Source organism: Sphaerisporangium sp. NPDC004334, assembly GCF_053602655.1.
In genome coordinates this window covers 198816-213069 of the sequence record NZ_JBSGDZ010000002.1, presented here as the reverse complement: position 1 = coordinate 213069, position 14254 = coordinate 198816, and the positions used below count along the sequence as shown (strand labels likewise).

The window sequence follows — 14254 nt, the reverse complement described above, 5'->3', positions numbered from 1 at the left end:
GCGATGGAACTCACCACCTTCTGGTTCCTGGTCGTCGCCTTCCTGTGGACCGGCTACTTCGTCCTGGAGGGCTTCGACTTCGGCGTCGGCGCGCTGCTGCCCCTGCTGACCAGGGGCGAGGCCGAGCGCAAGCAGATGCTCGAGACGATCGGCCCGGTCTGGGACGGCAACGAGGTGTGGCTGATCACCGCGGTCGGCGCCATGTTCGCGGCCTTCCCCGCCTGGTACGCGGGGCTGCTCAGCGGGTTCTACCTGCCGCTGGTCATGGTGCTGGCCGGCCTGATCGTCCGCGGCGTCGCCCTGGAGTGGCGCGGCAAGGTGACCGCGCGGGAGCGCGCGCTGTGCGACGCGGGCATCGTGGCCGGCAGCGCGCTCACCGCGTTCCTCTGGGGGGCGATCTTCGGCAACCTGCTGTACGGCACGGCGGTGGCGACCGTGCTCGGCGGCGCGCTGTCGCTGACGCTGGCCCTGGTGCACGGCGCGGCGTTCGTCGCGCTGAAGACGACCGGGCCGCTGCGCGCCCGTGCCCGCCGCGCCGCTTCGGGCATCGCGGCGGTGGCGCTGCCGGTCGCCGTCCTGGCGCTCCCCGGCATCCCCGCCGCGCGGGCCGCGGGCGGCGGCTGGACGGCCCACCCGCTGCCGTGGCTGGCCGCGGGGGCCGCCGCCGGCGCGCTGACCGCCGCGGCCGCGCTGCTCTGGCGCCGCCGCGAGGGCTGGGCGTTCACCGCCACCGCCGCCTCGATCGTCCTGGCCACGGCCGCGCTGTTCGGCACGCTGTGGCGCGCGCCGCTGCCGGGCCTGACCGTCGCCGAGGCGGCGTCCGGCCCCTACACGCTGGGCGTGCTCACCTGGATCGGCCTGGCGGCCCTGCCGTTCGTCCTCGGCTACCAGGCCTGGACCTACTGGGTCTTCCGCAAGCGCGTCACCGCCTGAGGGAACTCGCCGCCGGGCACGGACGTCATACGCGTATGGGGCTCAAACGGCTCATCGACCGGCTGCTGCGCCGCCGTTCGCGCGTCCCCGCTGGTGGACGCGACGACCGGCCCGACACGGGAGGGGTGAGGGAGCCGCGGCGTCCCTCGTCCACCCCGCCGTCCGACGTCATCCGCCTACCGGAACCGACCTGACCGGTCGGGATTCCCGCCCCCGCCGGGCGGGGCGCGAAGGCCGCCACCCCCGTGGCGGCCTTCGCCGTAAGCGGCGGGCAGGGCTTGTCAGCGCCCCGCGGAGCGGCGCAGTTCGTACAGCTCGGACGGGGAGATCGGCATCCGATCGACCGGCAGCCCCTCGGCGTCCTCGACCGCCGAGGCGATCACCGCGGACACCGGGATCACCCCCGCCTCGCCCGCGCCCTTGATGCCGAGCGGGTTCAGCGGCGAAGGCGTCTCCAGGTGGGCGGTCTCGATGGCCGGCACCTCGGTGGCGTAGGGCATCAGGAAGTCCATGAAGGAGGCGTTGAGCAGCTGACCGTGCCCGTCGTAGACCATGCGCTCGTACAGCGCCCCGCCGACGCCCTGCGCGACCCCGCCGTGGATCTGACCCTCGACGATCATGGGGTTGATGAGTTTGCCGCAGTCGTGCACGACGGCGTAGCGCAGGATGCGGATCTCGGCGGTGTCGGGGTCGGTCTCCACGATGGCGGCGTGCATGCCGGAGGCGAAGGTCGAGCGCACCGGCGAGTAGTAGTCGCGCCCCTCCAGCCCCGGCTCCTCGCCCTCCTCGACCGGCGGCCGGTCCATCGGGGCCTGCCCCGCGAACTGCGTCGCCCGCGCGGCCTCCTCGTCGAAGGCGTACCTGAGCGGGTTGGACAGCACGGCGACCGTCGCCAGCGGCAGCGACGCCCCGGGGGCGCCGACGACGCGCACGACGCCGTCCTCGATCTCAAGGTCGCGCGGGTCGGCCTCCAGCGCCTCGGCGGCGATGCGCAGGGCCTTGTCGCGGACCTTGCGGCAGGCCAGGGCGATCGCGTTGCCGCTCATCACGGCGGCCCGCGAGGCGAAGGTGCCGACGGCGTACCCGAAGCGCCGGGTGTCGCCGGTCACCACCGACACACTGGACAGCGGCACGCCCAGCTCGGTGGCCGCGATCTGGGCGAACACCGTCTCGTGCCCCTGGCCCTGCGAGGTGAGGCCGGTGGAGACGTGGACCCGTCCGTCGGAGGTCACCTGCACGTGCCCGCCCTCGTAGGGGCCCACGCCGGTGCCCTCGACGTAGCAGCCGAGCCCGATGCCGAGCCGCTTGCCGCGCGCGGCCGCCTCGGCCTTCATCGCCGGGAAGCCGTCCCAGCCGATCAGCTCCTTGAGCATGCGCAGCGACTCGGGATAGTCGCCGCTGTCGTAGATCAGCGGGCGGCCGTCCTGGAAGACCAGCCCCTGGTCGTAGGGGAAGTCGCCGGGCTGGATGAAGTTGGCGGCGCGCACCGCCGCGCGGTCCATGCCGAGGTGGGCCGCGATGCGGTCCATCGTGCGCTCCATGCAGAACACCCCCTGCGGGCGCCCGGCGCCGCGGTACGGGGTGACCTGCACGGTGTTGGTGTAGATCGAGGAGAACTCGACCCGGTAGGCGCCGATGCGGTACGGCCCGAGCAGCTGGGTCGAGGTGATGATCGGCACGATGATGCCGTACGGGGTGTAGGCGCCGTGGTCGTGCAGGATCGTCACCTCAAGGCCCAGCACGTGCCCCTCGTCGTCGAAGCCGACGCGCACGTGCTGCACCTGGCCGCGCTCGTGGGCCGAGGAGATGAAGTGCTCGCGGCGGTCCTCCGCCCACTTGACCTCACGGCCGAGCAGCATCGCCGCCCAGGGGACGAGCACCTCCTCCGGCCAGGGGTGGACGATCTTGACGCCGAACCCGCCGCCGACGTCGGGGGCGATCACCTCCACCGAGGGCAGCGGGAGCCCCAGCTTGGCGGCGATGGCCATGCGCACGCTGGTCGAGGTCTGCGTCGAGCTGTAGACCCGCAGCGACCGGTCGTCGGCGTCCCACCGCGCGTACACGCCGCGCCCCTCCAGGGGCGTGGAGGCGCTGCGCTCGAAGTCCAGGCGGAACGACAGCACGTGCGGCGCCGCCTCGACGGCCTCCCGGGCGCCGCGGCCCGCGGCGGAGGGCACCTCCTGCACCAGGTGGGCGCCGAGGTTGCCGGGGACGTCCTGGTGCACCAGGTGGGCGCCCTGGGCGGCTTCCTCGATGCCCACGACCGGTTTGAGGATCTCGTAGTCCACCTCGACGAGCGCGGCGGCGTCCTCGGCGAGGTAGCGGTCGCGGGCGACGACCATGACGACCGGCTCGCCGACGTGCCGGACGAGTTCTCTGGCCAGCGGGTAGGCCGTGCGCCCGTGGGTCAGCGCCGGGTGCGGGATCAGCAGCGGCAGCGGGTCGCGGACCCGTTCCGGCAGGTCCTCCCAGGTGTAGATCGCGACCAGCCCGTCCACGTCGAGGGCGGCCGACACGTCGATGTCGCGGATGCGGGCATGCGCGTGCGGCGAGCGGACGAACGCCGCGGCCAGCGCGTCGTGCCCCAGGTCGTCCAGGTAGCGGCCCTGCCCGGTGATCAGCCGCAGGTCCTCCCTGCGCTGGACCGGCTCGCCGAACAGTCTGGTCGTCACGCCTCACCACCCGCCGCGGCCGGCGTCCCGTCCTCGTCGGCGATCAGCTCGGCCGCCCGGTGGACCGCCTTGACGATGTTCTGGTAGCCGGTGCACCGGCACAGGTTGCCCGAGATCCCCTCGACCACCTGCTCGTCGGTCGGCGCCGGGGTCTCGCGCAGCAGCGCGGTGACCGTGCACAGGAACCCGGGGGTGCAGAAGCCGCACTGCAGCGCGTGGCACTCGGAGAACGCCCGCTGCACCGGCGACAGCGCCCCGTCCGGCCCGGCCAGCCCCTCGACGGTCGTGATCTCGTGCCCGTCCGCCGTCACCGCGAACGTCAGGCACGAGCGGGCGGGCGCGCCGTCCATCAGCACCGTGCAGCACCCGCAGACGCCGTGCTCGCAGCCGACGTGGGTGCCGGTGAGGCCGAGGTCGTGGCGCAGGCAGTCCGACAGCAGCCGCCGGGCAGGGACCCGCGCCCGCCGCACCACCCCGTTGACCGTCAGCGCGATCTCGTGCAGCGCCTCACCCATCGGCGGACTCCCCCGTTCCCTCGCCGGCGGCCTCCTGAGCGGCCTCCTGAGCCGCCACGCGCAGCGCCCGCTCGGCCAGCACCCCGGTCAGATGCCGACGGTAGTCGGCGGTGGCGTGGATGTCCCCCTCGGGGTCCACGCGGTCGCGCACGGCCGCCGCGACGGCGGCCCAGTCGGCCGAGGCGGCGGGCCTGCGGGCGCACACCTCCGACAGGTCCAGCAGCACCGGGACCGGCCCGGCGCTCACGCACGCCACCCGGGCGGAGGCGATGCGCTGGTCGTCGTCCAGCACGACCACGGCGGCGGCCCCGGCCACGGCGTAGTCGCCGTGCCGGCGCGCCACCTCGCAGAAGGCGCTGCCCGCGCGGGGCGGCAGCGCGGGGAAGAACGCCGAGACGGCCAGCTCTCCTGGACGCAGCGCCGACTCAAGGGGCCCGACGAAGAACTCCGACGCCGGCACCTCGCGCTCGCCGCCCCCGTGCCGCGCCAGCCGCACCGACCCTTCCAGCACGGTGAGCACGGCGGGCAGCTCGGCCGAGGGGTCGGCGTGGACCAGGCTGCCGACCACGGTGCCGCGGTTGCGGATCACCGGGTGCGCCACCTGACGGAGCGCGGCCCGCAGCAGCGGCTGGGCCCGGGCGGCGGCCTCGGACCGCTCGACGGCCGCGTGCCTGGCGAGCGCGCCGACACGCACCCCGCCGCCCCGCACCACGATGGTGTCCAGTTCGGCGAGGCGGTTGATGTCCACCAGGTGCGACGGCGAGGCCAGCCGCATGTTGAGCAGAGGGATCAGGCTCTGGCCGCCGGCCAGCACCTTGGCGTACGCCCCCGCCCCGGCGAGGACCTCCAGGGTCTCGCCGAGGCCGGTGGGCGCGTGGTAGTCGAACGGGGGTGGCTTCACGCGCTGGTCTCTCTCCCTTCGGCGACGGCCGGCGCCGCGCCGCCCGGGTCCGTCCTCCTCCAGGAGATGGCCCGCAGCAGGTGGTACCCGCCGAGGACCACGACGGTGCCGAGCGCGATGCCGGCCAGCGAGAAGTCGCCGGTGATCTGGTGCGACACCGGGCCGATCGCCAGGATGATGCCCGCCCCGATCGGGACCATGTTCACCGGGTCGGCGAAGTCCACGCGGTTCTCGATCCAGATCCTGGCGCCCAGCAGGCCGATCATGCCGTACAGGATGACGGTGATGCCGCCGAGCACGCCGCCCGGCGTGGCCGCCACCAGCGCGCCGAACTTGGGCATGAACCCGAACAGGATGGCCACGACGGCGGCGATGTAGTAGGCGGCGGTGGAGTAGACCCTGGTCGCCGCCATGACCCCGATGTTCTCGGCGTAGGTCGTGGTGGGCGAGCCGCCGACCGCGCTGGCCAGCGCCGTGCCGACGCCGTCGGCGAAGACCGCCCGCCCCATGTACGGATCGACGTCGGTGCCGGTCATCTCGCCGACGGCCTTGACGTGGCCGACGTTCTCGGCGATCAGCGCGATCACCGCGGGGAGCACCAGCACGATGGCCGAGACGGTGAAGTTCGGCGCGTGCAGGTCGGGCCAGCCGAACCAGGAGGCGTCCGTCACCCCCTGGAAGCTCACCCGCGGGTGGGTGTCGACCTTGCCGGCGCCGGCGTTGAAGGCGGTGATGGCGCCGAACGCCTTGTCGGCGACCCACGACAGGACGAAGCCGGCGACCAGGCCGAGCAGGATGCCGATGCGGCCGGCGAAGCCCTTGAACGCCACCAGGATGACGCCGGTGACGATCATGGTGATCAGCGCGATCCACGGGTCCTGCGGCCAGTAGACGTCGGCGACCACGTAGGCGAGGCCGAACCCGATGAGCATGACCACCGCGCCGGTGACCACCGGCGGGAAGACGCGGTTGATCACCCCGACGCCGAGGTAGTGCACGGCGACGCCGCACAGCGCGAGCACGACGCCGGCCACCAGGATGGCCCCGGTGACCGTGCCGTCGTCGCCGCCCGCCGCACGGATCGCCACCACGCCGCCGACGAACGAGGCCGACGTGCCCAGGTAGCTCGGGATCCTGCCCTGCACGATCAGCAGGAACAGGATCGTCGCGACACCCGACATCATGATCGCCACGTTGGCGTTCAGGCCCATGATCAGGGGGAAGACGAACGTCGCCCCGAACATGGCGATGACGTGCTGCGCGCCGAACCCCACCATGCGCGGCCAGCTCAGCCGCTCGTCCGGCCTGACCACCTCGCCGGGCGTCAGACCGCGCCCGTCCCCGTGCAACTTCCAACCGAAGGCCATGAGAGCCCCTTCACTGACCGGGCCGGGCGGTCGGTGGCCACCCCGCAGGCGGACCTCCGCGGCGTCGTACCGTTATTGCCGTTGTGGCTTGTTGCGGCACATTAGACCAGTCCAGGGCCGTCCACATGGTAAGGACTTGCCAAAGGTGACGATCTCACCAGCAGTCCGCTTGCGCACCGGCCCCGCGACGCCGAGTGAACGCCGGGACCCGACGCCGGCCGGCCCCCTCGCGCGACGCGAGGACGAGCCGGACCCCCGTCGCGGCGACGCGAAGACGATCCGGACCCCCGTCGCGATGACGCGACGACGATCCGGACCACCGCCGTCGCGGCGGCTCAGTGCACGGGGAAGTCGACCGACCTGCTCACGGCCGCCCATTTGTCGGCCTCGGCCGCGCGAGCGCTGGAGGCCTGCTCGGCGATCTCGACCGCGTCCGAGCCCAGCAGCAGACGCAAAGGCGGTTCCTCGGCGTCGGCGAGGTCGACGATGGCCCTGGCCACCCGCGCCGGGTCTCCCCCCTCGTTGCCGGCGTAGGCGGCGAAGAAGCCGATCACCTCGCCGACCGTCTGCCGGTAGTCCTCCGTGGCCTGCGCCGCGCTGACGGAGTCGGCGATCCAGTCGGTGCGCATCGCGCCGGGCTCGACGATCGTGACCTTGACCCCGAAGGGCCGCACCTCCAAGCTGAGACATTCGGAGAAGCCCGTGACGGCGAACTTCGCCGTCTGGTAGGCGCCTATGCCCGGTGAGACCGCGACACGGCCGCCGAGGGACGTCACCTGGATGATGTGACCGGATCGCTGCGCGCGCAGTACCGGCAGAGCGGCCTTGGTGACGTTGACGGTGCCGAACAGATTGGTCTCGATCTGCGCGCGGAAGTCCTCCTCGGAGGTCTCCTCGATGGCCGACACGACGCCGTACCCGGCGTTGTTCACCACCACGTCCAGGCGGCCGAACTCCTCGACCGCCGTCTGGACGGCCGCACGGGCGGCCGCGGCGTCGGTGACGTCCAGCGCGACCGCGCGGACCTGGCCGCCGTACCGGGCCACGAGATCGTGGAGCACTTCGGGCCTGCGCGCCGTGGCGACGAGGCGATGACCGGCGGCCAGCACGGCCTCGGCGAGTTCGCGGCCGAGGCCGCGAGAGCTTCCCGTGGTCAACCAGACCTTCGACATGCGGTGCAGCCTTCCGCTACGGAGCTGGAGTGCGGCTCGGGGACGTAAGGGCAGGGACGCGCCGAACTGGAGTCTTCGCACGTAGAGCGAGGCCGCGGAATGACGCCGTCGACGCAGCGTTCGCGGACGTCACCAAAAGTAAACGAATTCCCTGGACGAGGCCACCGTCGCCCGGACACAAAAGCGTTACCGCACCGCGTTCCCGGTCGGCCACGGGCCTTCTCTATCGTTCACACGCTCTCTATCGTTCACACGCTCCTGTCCGTCGCGGTCTCCTGGGCGTCGAGGAGTTCGTCGCCGTGGTCGAGGATCCACCGGCCGAGGGCGGTCATGGGGCCGTCGACGAGGCTCCGCCCCAGACCGGTCAGGCCGTACTCGACGCGAGGTGGGGCCTCCGCGTACGCCTGGCGAGTCACCAGGCCGCTGGCGAGCAGGCGGTGCAACGCCTCGGTCAGCGCTTTGTCGCTGATGCCGCCGATCGACGCGCGCAGCTCGCGGCGCCGCCGCGCGCCCGGGCGCAGGGCTGCCAGGACGACCGGGTCCCAGGTGTGGGCGAACAGGTCGGTGGCCGCGCGCATGCGGCAGTCGGCGACCAGCTCGTAGCAGTGGGCTTCGCGCTCGCTCATCTCGCCTTCCATCATCGCTCCCGCGATGCGCACCGATCGGTGCGCATCGCCTTCCCTAGCGTTGCCATCGACCGCACAACGGCGAAGACAGGGAGAGACGATGCGAATCGGCATCCTGGGCACGGGAAACCTGGCGGAAGGGCTGGGCACCGGATGGGTGGGCGCGGGTCACGAGGTGGTGATCGGAGGGCGGTCGCCGGCCAAGGCGCGCGGCCTCGCCGACCGGCTCGGCCGGGGAGTGCGCGCGGTCACGCCGCGCGAAGCGGTGACCGGACGCGACGCGGTGCTGCTCGCGGTGTCCTGGGAGGGGGCCGAGGACATGCTGCGCAGCGCCGGCGCCCCCGGCGGGAGCCTGCACGGGGTGCCGCTGATCGATCCCACGAACGCCGTCGAGCACGGCGTCGGCGCGTTGCTGACCGGAAGCGGCGAGTCGGCGGCGCAGCGGATCTCCGCACTGGCGCCGGGCGCGGGCGTCGTCAAGGCCTTCCACCTGTTCCCCGCCGGCCAGTGGGCCGGCACTTCCGGCCAGGACGCCTCTCCGGTGGCGGTGGCGATGTGCGGCGACGACCCGGAGGCTCTGCGCGTGGTCGGGGAGCTGGTGCGCGACGTGGGCGGGGTGCCTGCCGTGCTGGGCCCGCTGGAGCGCGCCCGCCAGCTCGAGGAGGCCGCCGGTTTCGTCATCGGGCTCGCCTTCGCCGGCGTCGACCCCCGCTCCGCCGTCCCCCACGTCCCGTCGCCGGTCACCGCGGTGGACGCGGCCACGGCCTCCCCGTGAGCGTGACCGCCGATCGCCCCGCGACTCACCGCAGGGCGGATATGGCCTTGTCCGTGGTGTCGTGGCAGGAGAACAGCCGGTCCAGGCCCATGATGTGGAAGACGTGGGCGATGTCGGGATGCAGGCCGGCCAGGGCCACGGCGGCGCCGGCCTCTTGGGCGCGCTGGTGCGCGGCGACCAGCAGCGAGATGCCGGTGGAGTCGCAGAACGTCAGCGCCGACAGGTCGATGACCAGCCCGGCGGCGGGGACGAAGGTGAACTCGTCGAGAACCGCCCGCAGACGGGGGGCGGTGTGGTGATCCAGCTCACCGGCGACGGCCAGCACGTGAAGGCGCGCCGAATGCGGCTGGAGAGTGACGGTCAGGCCGTCGTCATGCTGCACCGAGGCTCCTGGAGAAGGGACGGCCGTCGAGCGGACGGGAACGAACAGGGCGGGCATCGCGGCGTCGTCCGACACGTCGTGGGGGCGCGGCCGCGTCAGTGAGCGATTCGTCGAAGGTGCTGACGTCAGGCTCCTTCCCTCGGCCTCGCCGCCCGGAGCGGACGCAGGGCTCCGGAGCGATTTGCCATATCCTACGTAACCGTTGAACCGTTGCATGACCTGCCACGTCGGGCGGCGGAGCGTTCGATCCGCCCGGGCGGAGGCGGGCACGGGATGAGCGGCGGGGGACGGGGGACGGCCCTCGAGACTCGCCGATCGACGCGCCCGCCTTCTCCCGGCGCCGACGAGGCGAACGGCGTGTGACGTGCGCGAATCGGGGTAGCCGGGCTCGGCGTTGACGGGGTTGACGGGAGGGTGGCGGATGATGCGCCGTGACGACGCTCAGCGCGGGCCGGTGAGAGCGGCCGGCGCCGACATTTTCACCATCGACGACGAGATCGGCCTTGATCTGATCAGGGTGGACTGGCGGGAGACCCCGCTCGGGCGGCCCGACCAGTGGCCACAGAGCCTGCAGACCGCGGTGAGCATCCTGCTGTCGTCCCGCTTCCCCATGTGGATGGCGTGGGGGCCGCGGTTGACGTTCTTCTGCAACGCCGCCTACCGCCGCGACACCTTGGGCCGCAAGTATCCCTGGGCGCTGGGGCGGCCGGCCGGCGAGGTGTGGGCGGAGATCTGGGACGACATCGGCCCGCGGATCGACGCCGTGCTGGAGACGGGGAAGGCCACCTGGGACGAGGCGCTGCTGCTGTTCCTCGAACGGGCGGGCTACCCGGAGGAGACCTACCACACCTTCTCCTACAGTCCCCTCCGGGACGACGACGGCGCGGTGGTCGGCATGCTGTGCGTCGTCAGCGAGGACACCGACCGCGTCATCGGCGAGCGGCGCATGGCGACGCTGCGCGATCTCGGCTCCGATCCCAGCGTGGTCCGCACCGAGCGGCAGATGCTGGCCTTCGCCTGCGGCCAGCTCGGCCGCAACCCGCATGACCTGCCGTTCACGCTGACCTACCTGTTCGACGAGGAGGGCCAGGCGCGGCTCGCGGGGACGACCGGGATCTCCGCCGGGCACCCTGCCGCTCCCGCGACCCTCCCCCTCGATGATCCGGCCGGTGTGTGGCCGGCGGCGGCGCTGGCCCAGGGCGAGCCGGTGCTCATGGCCCTCGACCGCGCGCCGTTCACCGGCCTGCCGTCCGGAGACTGGCCCGAGCCGCCCACGCAGGCGCTGGTGGTGCCGCTGCTCCAGCAGGGCGGCACGCCGTACGGGTTCCTGGTGGCCGCACTCAACCGGTACCGGCCGCTGGACGACGGTTACCGCGGGTTCCTCGAACTGGCCGCGGGGCACGTCGCGGCGGGCATCGCCAGCGCCCGCAGCTACCAGGCCCAGCAGCGGCGGGCGGAGGAACTGGCCGAGCTCGACCGCGCGAAGACCGTCTTCTTCTCCAACATCAGCCACGAGTTCCGCACCCCCCTCACCCTGATCATGGGGCCGGTGCAGGAACTGCGCACCACGCTGGCCGGCGCCGACCAGCAGGTGCGCGACGACCTGGAGGTCGTCCACCGCAACGGCCTGCGGCTGGGCAAGCTCGTCAACACCCTGCTCGACTTCTCCCGCATCGAGGCCGGCCGCATGCAGGCCCGGTACGAGCCGGTGGATCTGGCCGCCGTGACCGCCGAGCTGGCCAGCGTCTTCCGCTCCGCGATAGACAAGGCCGGCCTGGTCTTCAAGGTGGACTGCCCGCCGCTGGCCGAGCCGGTCTACCTCGACCTCGGCATGTGGGAGAAGGTGGTGCTCAACCTGCTGAGCAACGCGCTGAAGTTCACCTTCGACGGCTCGATCGGCGTCACGGTGCGCGCCCAGGACGCCCACGCGGTGGTCACGGTCACCGACACGGGCATCGGCGTCCCGGCCGAGGAGGTGCCGCGGCTGTTCGAGCGGTTCCACCGCATCGAGAGCGCCCGGTCGCGCTCCAACGAGGGCAGCGGCATCGGGCTGGCCCTGGTCCAGGAACTGGTCGGCCTGCACGGCGGCACCATCGCCGCCGACAGCGCCGAGGGCGAGGGCACCCGCTTCACCATCCGCCTGCCCTTCGGTCCCGCCCACCTGCCGGCCGGAAGCCTGGTCCCCGCCGGGGCGGCGGAGGCGGTCTCGGTCACCGCCGGTCCGTTCGTCGAAGAGGCCCTGCGCTGGCTGCCCGGAGACGGCACGGCCGCCGAAGGGACGGCCGCCGCCGAATCCGCCGGCGCCCACCCCTCGGCGTCGGATGACGGCGCGCGCACACGGGTTCTGATCGCCGACGACAACGCCGACATGCGCGAGTACCTCGCCCGCCTGCTGAAGGGCGCCGGATACCGCGTCGAGACCGCCGGCGACGGGATGGACGCCCTGGACGCCGTCCGCGCGGACGCTCCCGACCTGGTGGTCAGCGACGTGATGATGCCGCGCCTGGACGGCCTGGCCCTGGTCTCGGCGCTGCGGTCCGACCCGCGCACCGCCGGTGTGCCGGTGCTGCTGCTGTCGGCCCGCGCCGGGCAGGAGGCCTCCATCGAGGGCCTGGAGGCGGGCGCGGACGACTACCTGGTCAAACCGTTCTCGGCCGCCGAGCTGCTGGCCCGGGTGCGGGCGAACGTGGAGCTGGCCCGGATGCGCAACCGCCACGCCCGGTGGCGCAGCGCCATGATCGACTCCCTGCAGGAGGCGTTCTTCGTCACCGACGAGGACGGCGCCGTGATCGAGATCAACTCGGCGTTCATCGACATCCTCGGCTACGGGCCCGAGGGCCTGCCCTACACCCCCATGCACCCCTGGTGGCCGGACGAGAAGGACGATCCGCAGGCCCACGCCATGGTCGCCGAGGCGTTCGCCGGGCTGGTCGGCGAGGGCAAGGGCAGCTACGTGATCCCCGTCACCCACCGGGACGGGCACCGGGTCTGGATCGCGGCCACCTTCAACGGCGTCGCCGACCCCGACACCGGCCGGCGCCGCGTCGTGGGCACCCTGCACGACGTCACCGCCGAGCACTACCTCGTGCAGCGCGAGAGCGCCCTGGCCGCGCTCAGCATGCGCCTGTCCCAGGCGGACACCGTGTCCGACGCCCTGAGCGGGGCCCTCTCCTCGCTGCGGGAGGTCTGGCAGGCCCGCCGCGTCGTGGCCGCCGTCTGGAACGGCGAAAGCCCGCCACCTGTCGTCGCCGCGCCCTCGGAGGGCGGGTGGCACGACCTGCCGGAGGAGGTGCGCGAGGATCTGGAGGGGCTGCGCGACCGGCCGCCGCTGCGCCCGGCCGCCTCGGAGGCGGGCGGAGCCGGCGTCACCCTCGAGCACCCCGAAGGGCTGCTGGCCATCTGGGTCGATCTCGGCCAGAACCGGCCCTTCACCGACGAGGACCAGACGTTGCTGGCACTGCTGGCCGGCCATCTCGGTCAGGGCCTGCACCGGGTCCAGCAGCTCGACCAGCAGCGCGAGGCCGCCGTGGCCCTCCAGCGCGCCATCCTGGGCCCGTCCCAGCTCCCCGACGGCTTCGCCGTGCGCTACGAACCGGCGGGCCGGCCGCTGGAGGTCGGCGGCGACTGGTACGACATAGTGCCGCTGGCCGAGGAGCGCATCGGCATCGTGGTCGGCGACTGCGTGGGCCGGGGGTTGAAGGCCGCGGCCGTCATGGGGCAGTTGCGCAGCGCCTGCCGCGCCCTGCTGCTGCAGGACGCCGGTCCCGCCCAGGCGCTGACCGCCCTCGACCGGTTCGCCGCCCTGGTCCCCGGCGCCAAGTGCACCACCGTGTTCTGCGGCGTCCTGGACACCGCCACCGGTGACCTGGTCTACTCCAGCGCCGGTCATCCCCCCGGCATCGTCGCCCACGCCGACGGGACCACTCTGCTCCTGGAGGAGGCCCGCTCCGTCCCGCTGGCCGTACGGCCGGGGCTCGCGCGGCCCGAGGCCAGGTGCACCATGCCGGCCCGGTCGACCCTGCTGCTGTACACCGACGGCCTGGTCGAGCGCCGCCGGCGTCCGCTGACCGCCGGCATCGGCCAGGCCGGCGGAGCCCTCCAGGCGGGCCGGTCCACCCCGCTGGAGGACCTGGCCGAGGACGTCATGTCCCTGCTCGCGCCGGACGGCGGCTACACCGACGACGTCGCCCTGCTGCTGTACCGCCAGCCCGCCCCCCTGGAGGTCGCCTTCCCCGCCGAGTCCAGCCAGCTCGCCCCCGTGCGCAACGCGCTACGCGACTGGCTGACCCGCTGCCAGCTCGCGCCCTCGATGATCCAGAACGTGCTGGTCGCGGCCGGGGAGGCCTGCGCCAACGCGATCGAGCACGGGCACCGCCACGCCCCCGGCCACATGATCCGCCTGCGGGCCGTCGCCACCGTCAGCGGCCTGCGGCTGACCATCGCCGACACCGGCCGCTGGAAGACCCCGCAGCCCGAGGCCAACGCCCATCGCGGCCGTGGCGTCGCGCTCATGCGCGCCCTGATGAACGAGGTCTCCATCCACCCCGGCGCCGCCGGGACCACCGTCGACATGCATGCGAGGATTCCCTGATGGCCACCCCCCTGACACTGGTCGCCTCAGAGCGGTCCGACGGCACCCCGGTCCTCGCCGTCACCGGGGAGATCGACATGAGCAACGCCGGCGACCTGGACGAGGCGCTGACCCGCTCGGCCGCCGACGGCCCGCTGCTCGTCGACCTGAGCCAGGTGGACTACCTCGACAGCGCCGGCCTGACCGTCCTGTTCACCCACGCCTCCAACATCCGCCTGGTCGCCAACCCCATCCTCACCCCAGTCCTCACCATCTCCGGCCTCTCCGAACTCACCACCATCGAACGGAACCCGTCAGACCCGTCCTGACACCCCACCGCA

The 14254-nt window shown here is 73.1% G+C and carries 11 protein-coding genes; 4 read left to right on the top strand and 7 right to left on the bottom strand.

The window, feature by feature from the left end:
• Positions 1–3 precede the first annotated feature (3 nt).
• Positions 4–933, top strand: coding sequence for a cytochrome d ubiquinol oxidase subunit II (gene cydB, locus ACWEN6_RS02885; RefSeq protein WP_452568666.1), 930 nt, complete (start codon positions 4–6; stop codon positions 931–933).
• 281 nt (positions 934–1214) lie between these two features.
• Here cydB and cutA read toward each other — a convergent pair whose 3' ends face one another.
• The 6 genes from cutA to ACWEN6_RS02855 all read right to left on the bottom strand — a co-directional run bounded on the left by cutA (position 1215) and on the right by ACWEN6_RS02855 (position 8186).
• Positions 1215–3605 carry an aerobic carbon-monoxide dehydrogenase large subunit gene (gene cutA, locus ACWEN6_RS02880; RefSeq protein WP_452568665.1) on the bottom strand — a complete coding sequence of 797 codons (2391 nt, stop codon included), beginning with the start codon at positions 3603–3605 and terminating at the stop codon, positions 1215–1217.
• Entirely contained in the window at positions 3602–4120 is a 519-nt protein-coding gene (locus ACWEN6_RS02875; protein WP_354839048.1) for a (2Fe-2S)-binding protein, read from the bottom strand. The genes cutA and ACWEN6_RS02875 overlap by 4 nt, the downstream gene beginning before the upstream one ends.
• On the bottom strand, positions 4113–5021 hold the full coding sequence (locus ACWEN6_RS02870) for an FAD binding domain-containing protein (RefSeq protein WP_452568664.1): 909 nt from the start codon (positions 5019–5021) through the stop codon (positions 4113–4115). The genes ACWEN6_RS02875 and ACWEN6_RS02870 overlap by 8 nt, the downstream gene beginning before the upstream one ends.
• Positions 5018–6388, bottom strand: a complete 1371-nt coding sequence (locus tag ACWEN6_RS02865; protein ID WP_452568663.1) for a uracil-xanthine permease family protein — start codon at positions 6386–6388, stop codon at positions 5018–5020. The genes ACWEN6_RS02870 and ACWEN6_RS02865 overlap by 4 nt, the downstream gene beginning before the upstream one ends.
• Before the next feature lie 335 nt (positions 6389–6723).
• Positions 6724–7560, bottom strand: coding sequence for an oxidoreductase (locus ACWEN6_RS02860; protein ID WP_452568662.1), 837 nt, complete (start codon positions 7558–7560; stop codon positions 6724–6726).
• Between the two features lie 248 nt (positions 7561–7808).
• The gene (locus ACWEN6_RS02855) at positions 7809–8186 is read right to left on the bottom strand and encodes a winged helix-turn-helix transcriptional regulator (RefSeq protein WP_452568661.1); all 378 of its coding nucleotides are present in this window, start codon (positions 8184–8186) and stop codon (positions 7809–7811) included.
• Positions 8187–8286: 100 nt separating this feature from the next.
• Between ACWEN6_RS02855 and ACWEN6_RS02850 the strand changes: the two genes are divergently transcribed.
• Positions 8287–8961 (top strand): NADPH-dependent F420 reductase, encoded by a 675-nt coding sequence (locus ACWEN6_RS02850; RefSeq protein ID WP_452568660.1) that lies wholly within the window; start codon positions 8287–8289, stop codon positions 8959–8961.
• A 25-nt stretch (positions 8962–8986) separates the two neighbouring features.
• Here ACWEN6_RS02850 and ACWEN6_RS02845 read toward each other — a convergent pair whose 3' ends face one another.
• Positions 8987–9343, bottom strand: a complete 357-nt coding sequence (locus tag ACWEN6_RS02845; RefSeq protein ID WP_452568659.1) for an STAS domain-containing protein — start codon at positions 9341–9343, stop codon at positions 8987–8989.
• A gap of 421 nt (positions 9344–9764) precedes the next feature.
• Between ACWEN6_RS02845 and ACWEN6_RS02840 the strand changes: the two genes are divergently transcribed.
• Positions 9765–13934, top strand: a complete 4170-nt coding sequence (locus ACWEN6_RS02840) for a SpoIIE family protein phosphatase (RefSeq protein ID WP_452568658.1) — start codon at positions 9765–9767, stop codon at positions 13932–13934.
• Positions 13934–14242, top strand: coding sequence for an STAS domain-containing protein (locus ACWEN6_RS02835; protein WP_452568657.1), 309 nt, complete (start codon positions 13934–13936; stop codon positions 14240–14242). Before ACWEN6_RS02840 ends, ACWEN6_RS02835 begins: the two co-directional genes overlap by 1 nt.
• The last annotated feature ends 12 nt before the right edge of the window (positions 14243–14254 follow it).

Excerpts from the sequence above, each read along its gene's own strand:
- cydB (WP_452568666.1), top strand. The coding sequence starts at position 4 with ATGGAACTCACCACCTTCTGGTTCCTGGTCGTCGCCTTCCTGTGGACC.
- ACWEN6_RS02875 (WP_354839048.1), bottom strand. The coding sequence starts at position 4,120 with ATGGGTGAGGCGCTGCACGAGATCGCGCTGACGGTCAACGGGGTGGTG.
- ACWEN6_RS02865 (WP_452568663.1), bottom strand. The coding sequence starts at position 6,388 with ATGGCCTTCGGTTGGAAGTTGCACGGGGACGGGCGCGGTCTGACGCCC.
- ACWEN6_RS02860 (WP_452568662.1), bottom strand. The coding sequence starts at position 7,560 with ATGTCGAAGGTCTGGTTGACCACGGGAAGCTCTCGCGGCCTCGGCCGC.
- ACWEN6_RS02855 (WP_452568661.1), bottom strand. The coding sequence starts at position 8,186 with ATGAGCGAGCGCGAAGCCCACTGCTACGAGCTGGTCGCCGACTGCCGC.
- ACWEN6_RS02850 (WP_452568660.1), top strand. The coding sequence starts at position 8,287 with ATGCGAATCGGCATCCTGGGCACGGGAAACCTGGCGGAAGGGCTGGGC.
- ACWEN6_RS02840 (WP_452568658.1), top strand. The coding sequence starts at position 9,765 with ATGATGCGCCGTGACGACGCTCAGCGCGGGCCGGTGAGAGCGGCCGGC.
- ACWEN6_RS02835 (WP_452568657.1), top strand. The coding sequence starts at position 13,934 with ATGGCCACCCCCCTGACACTGGTCGCCTCAGAGCGGTCCGACGGCACC.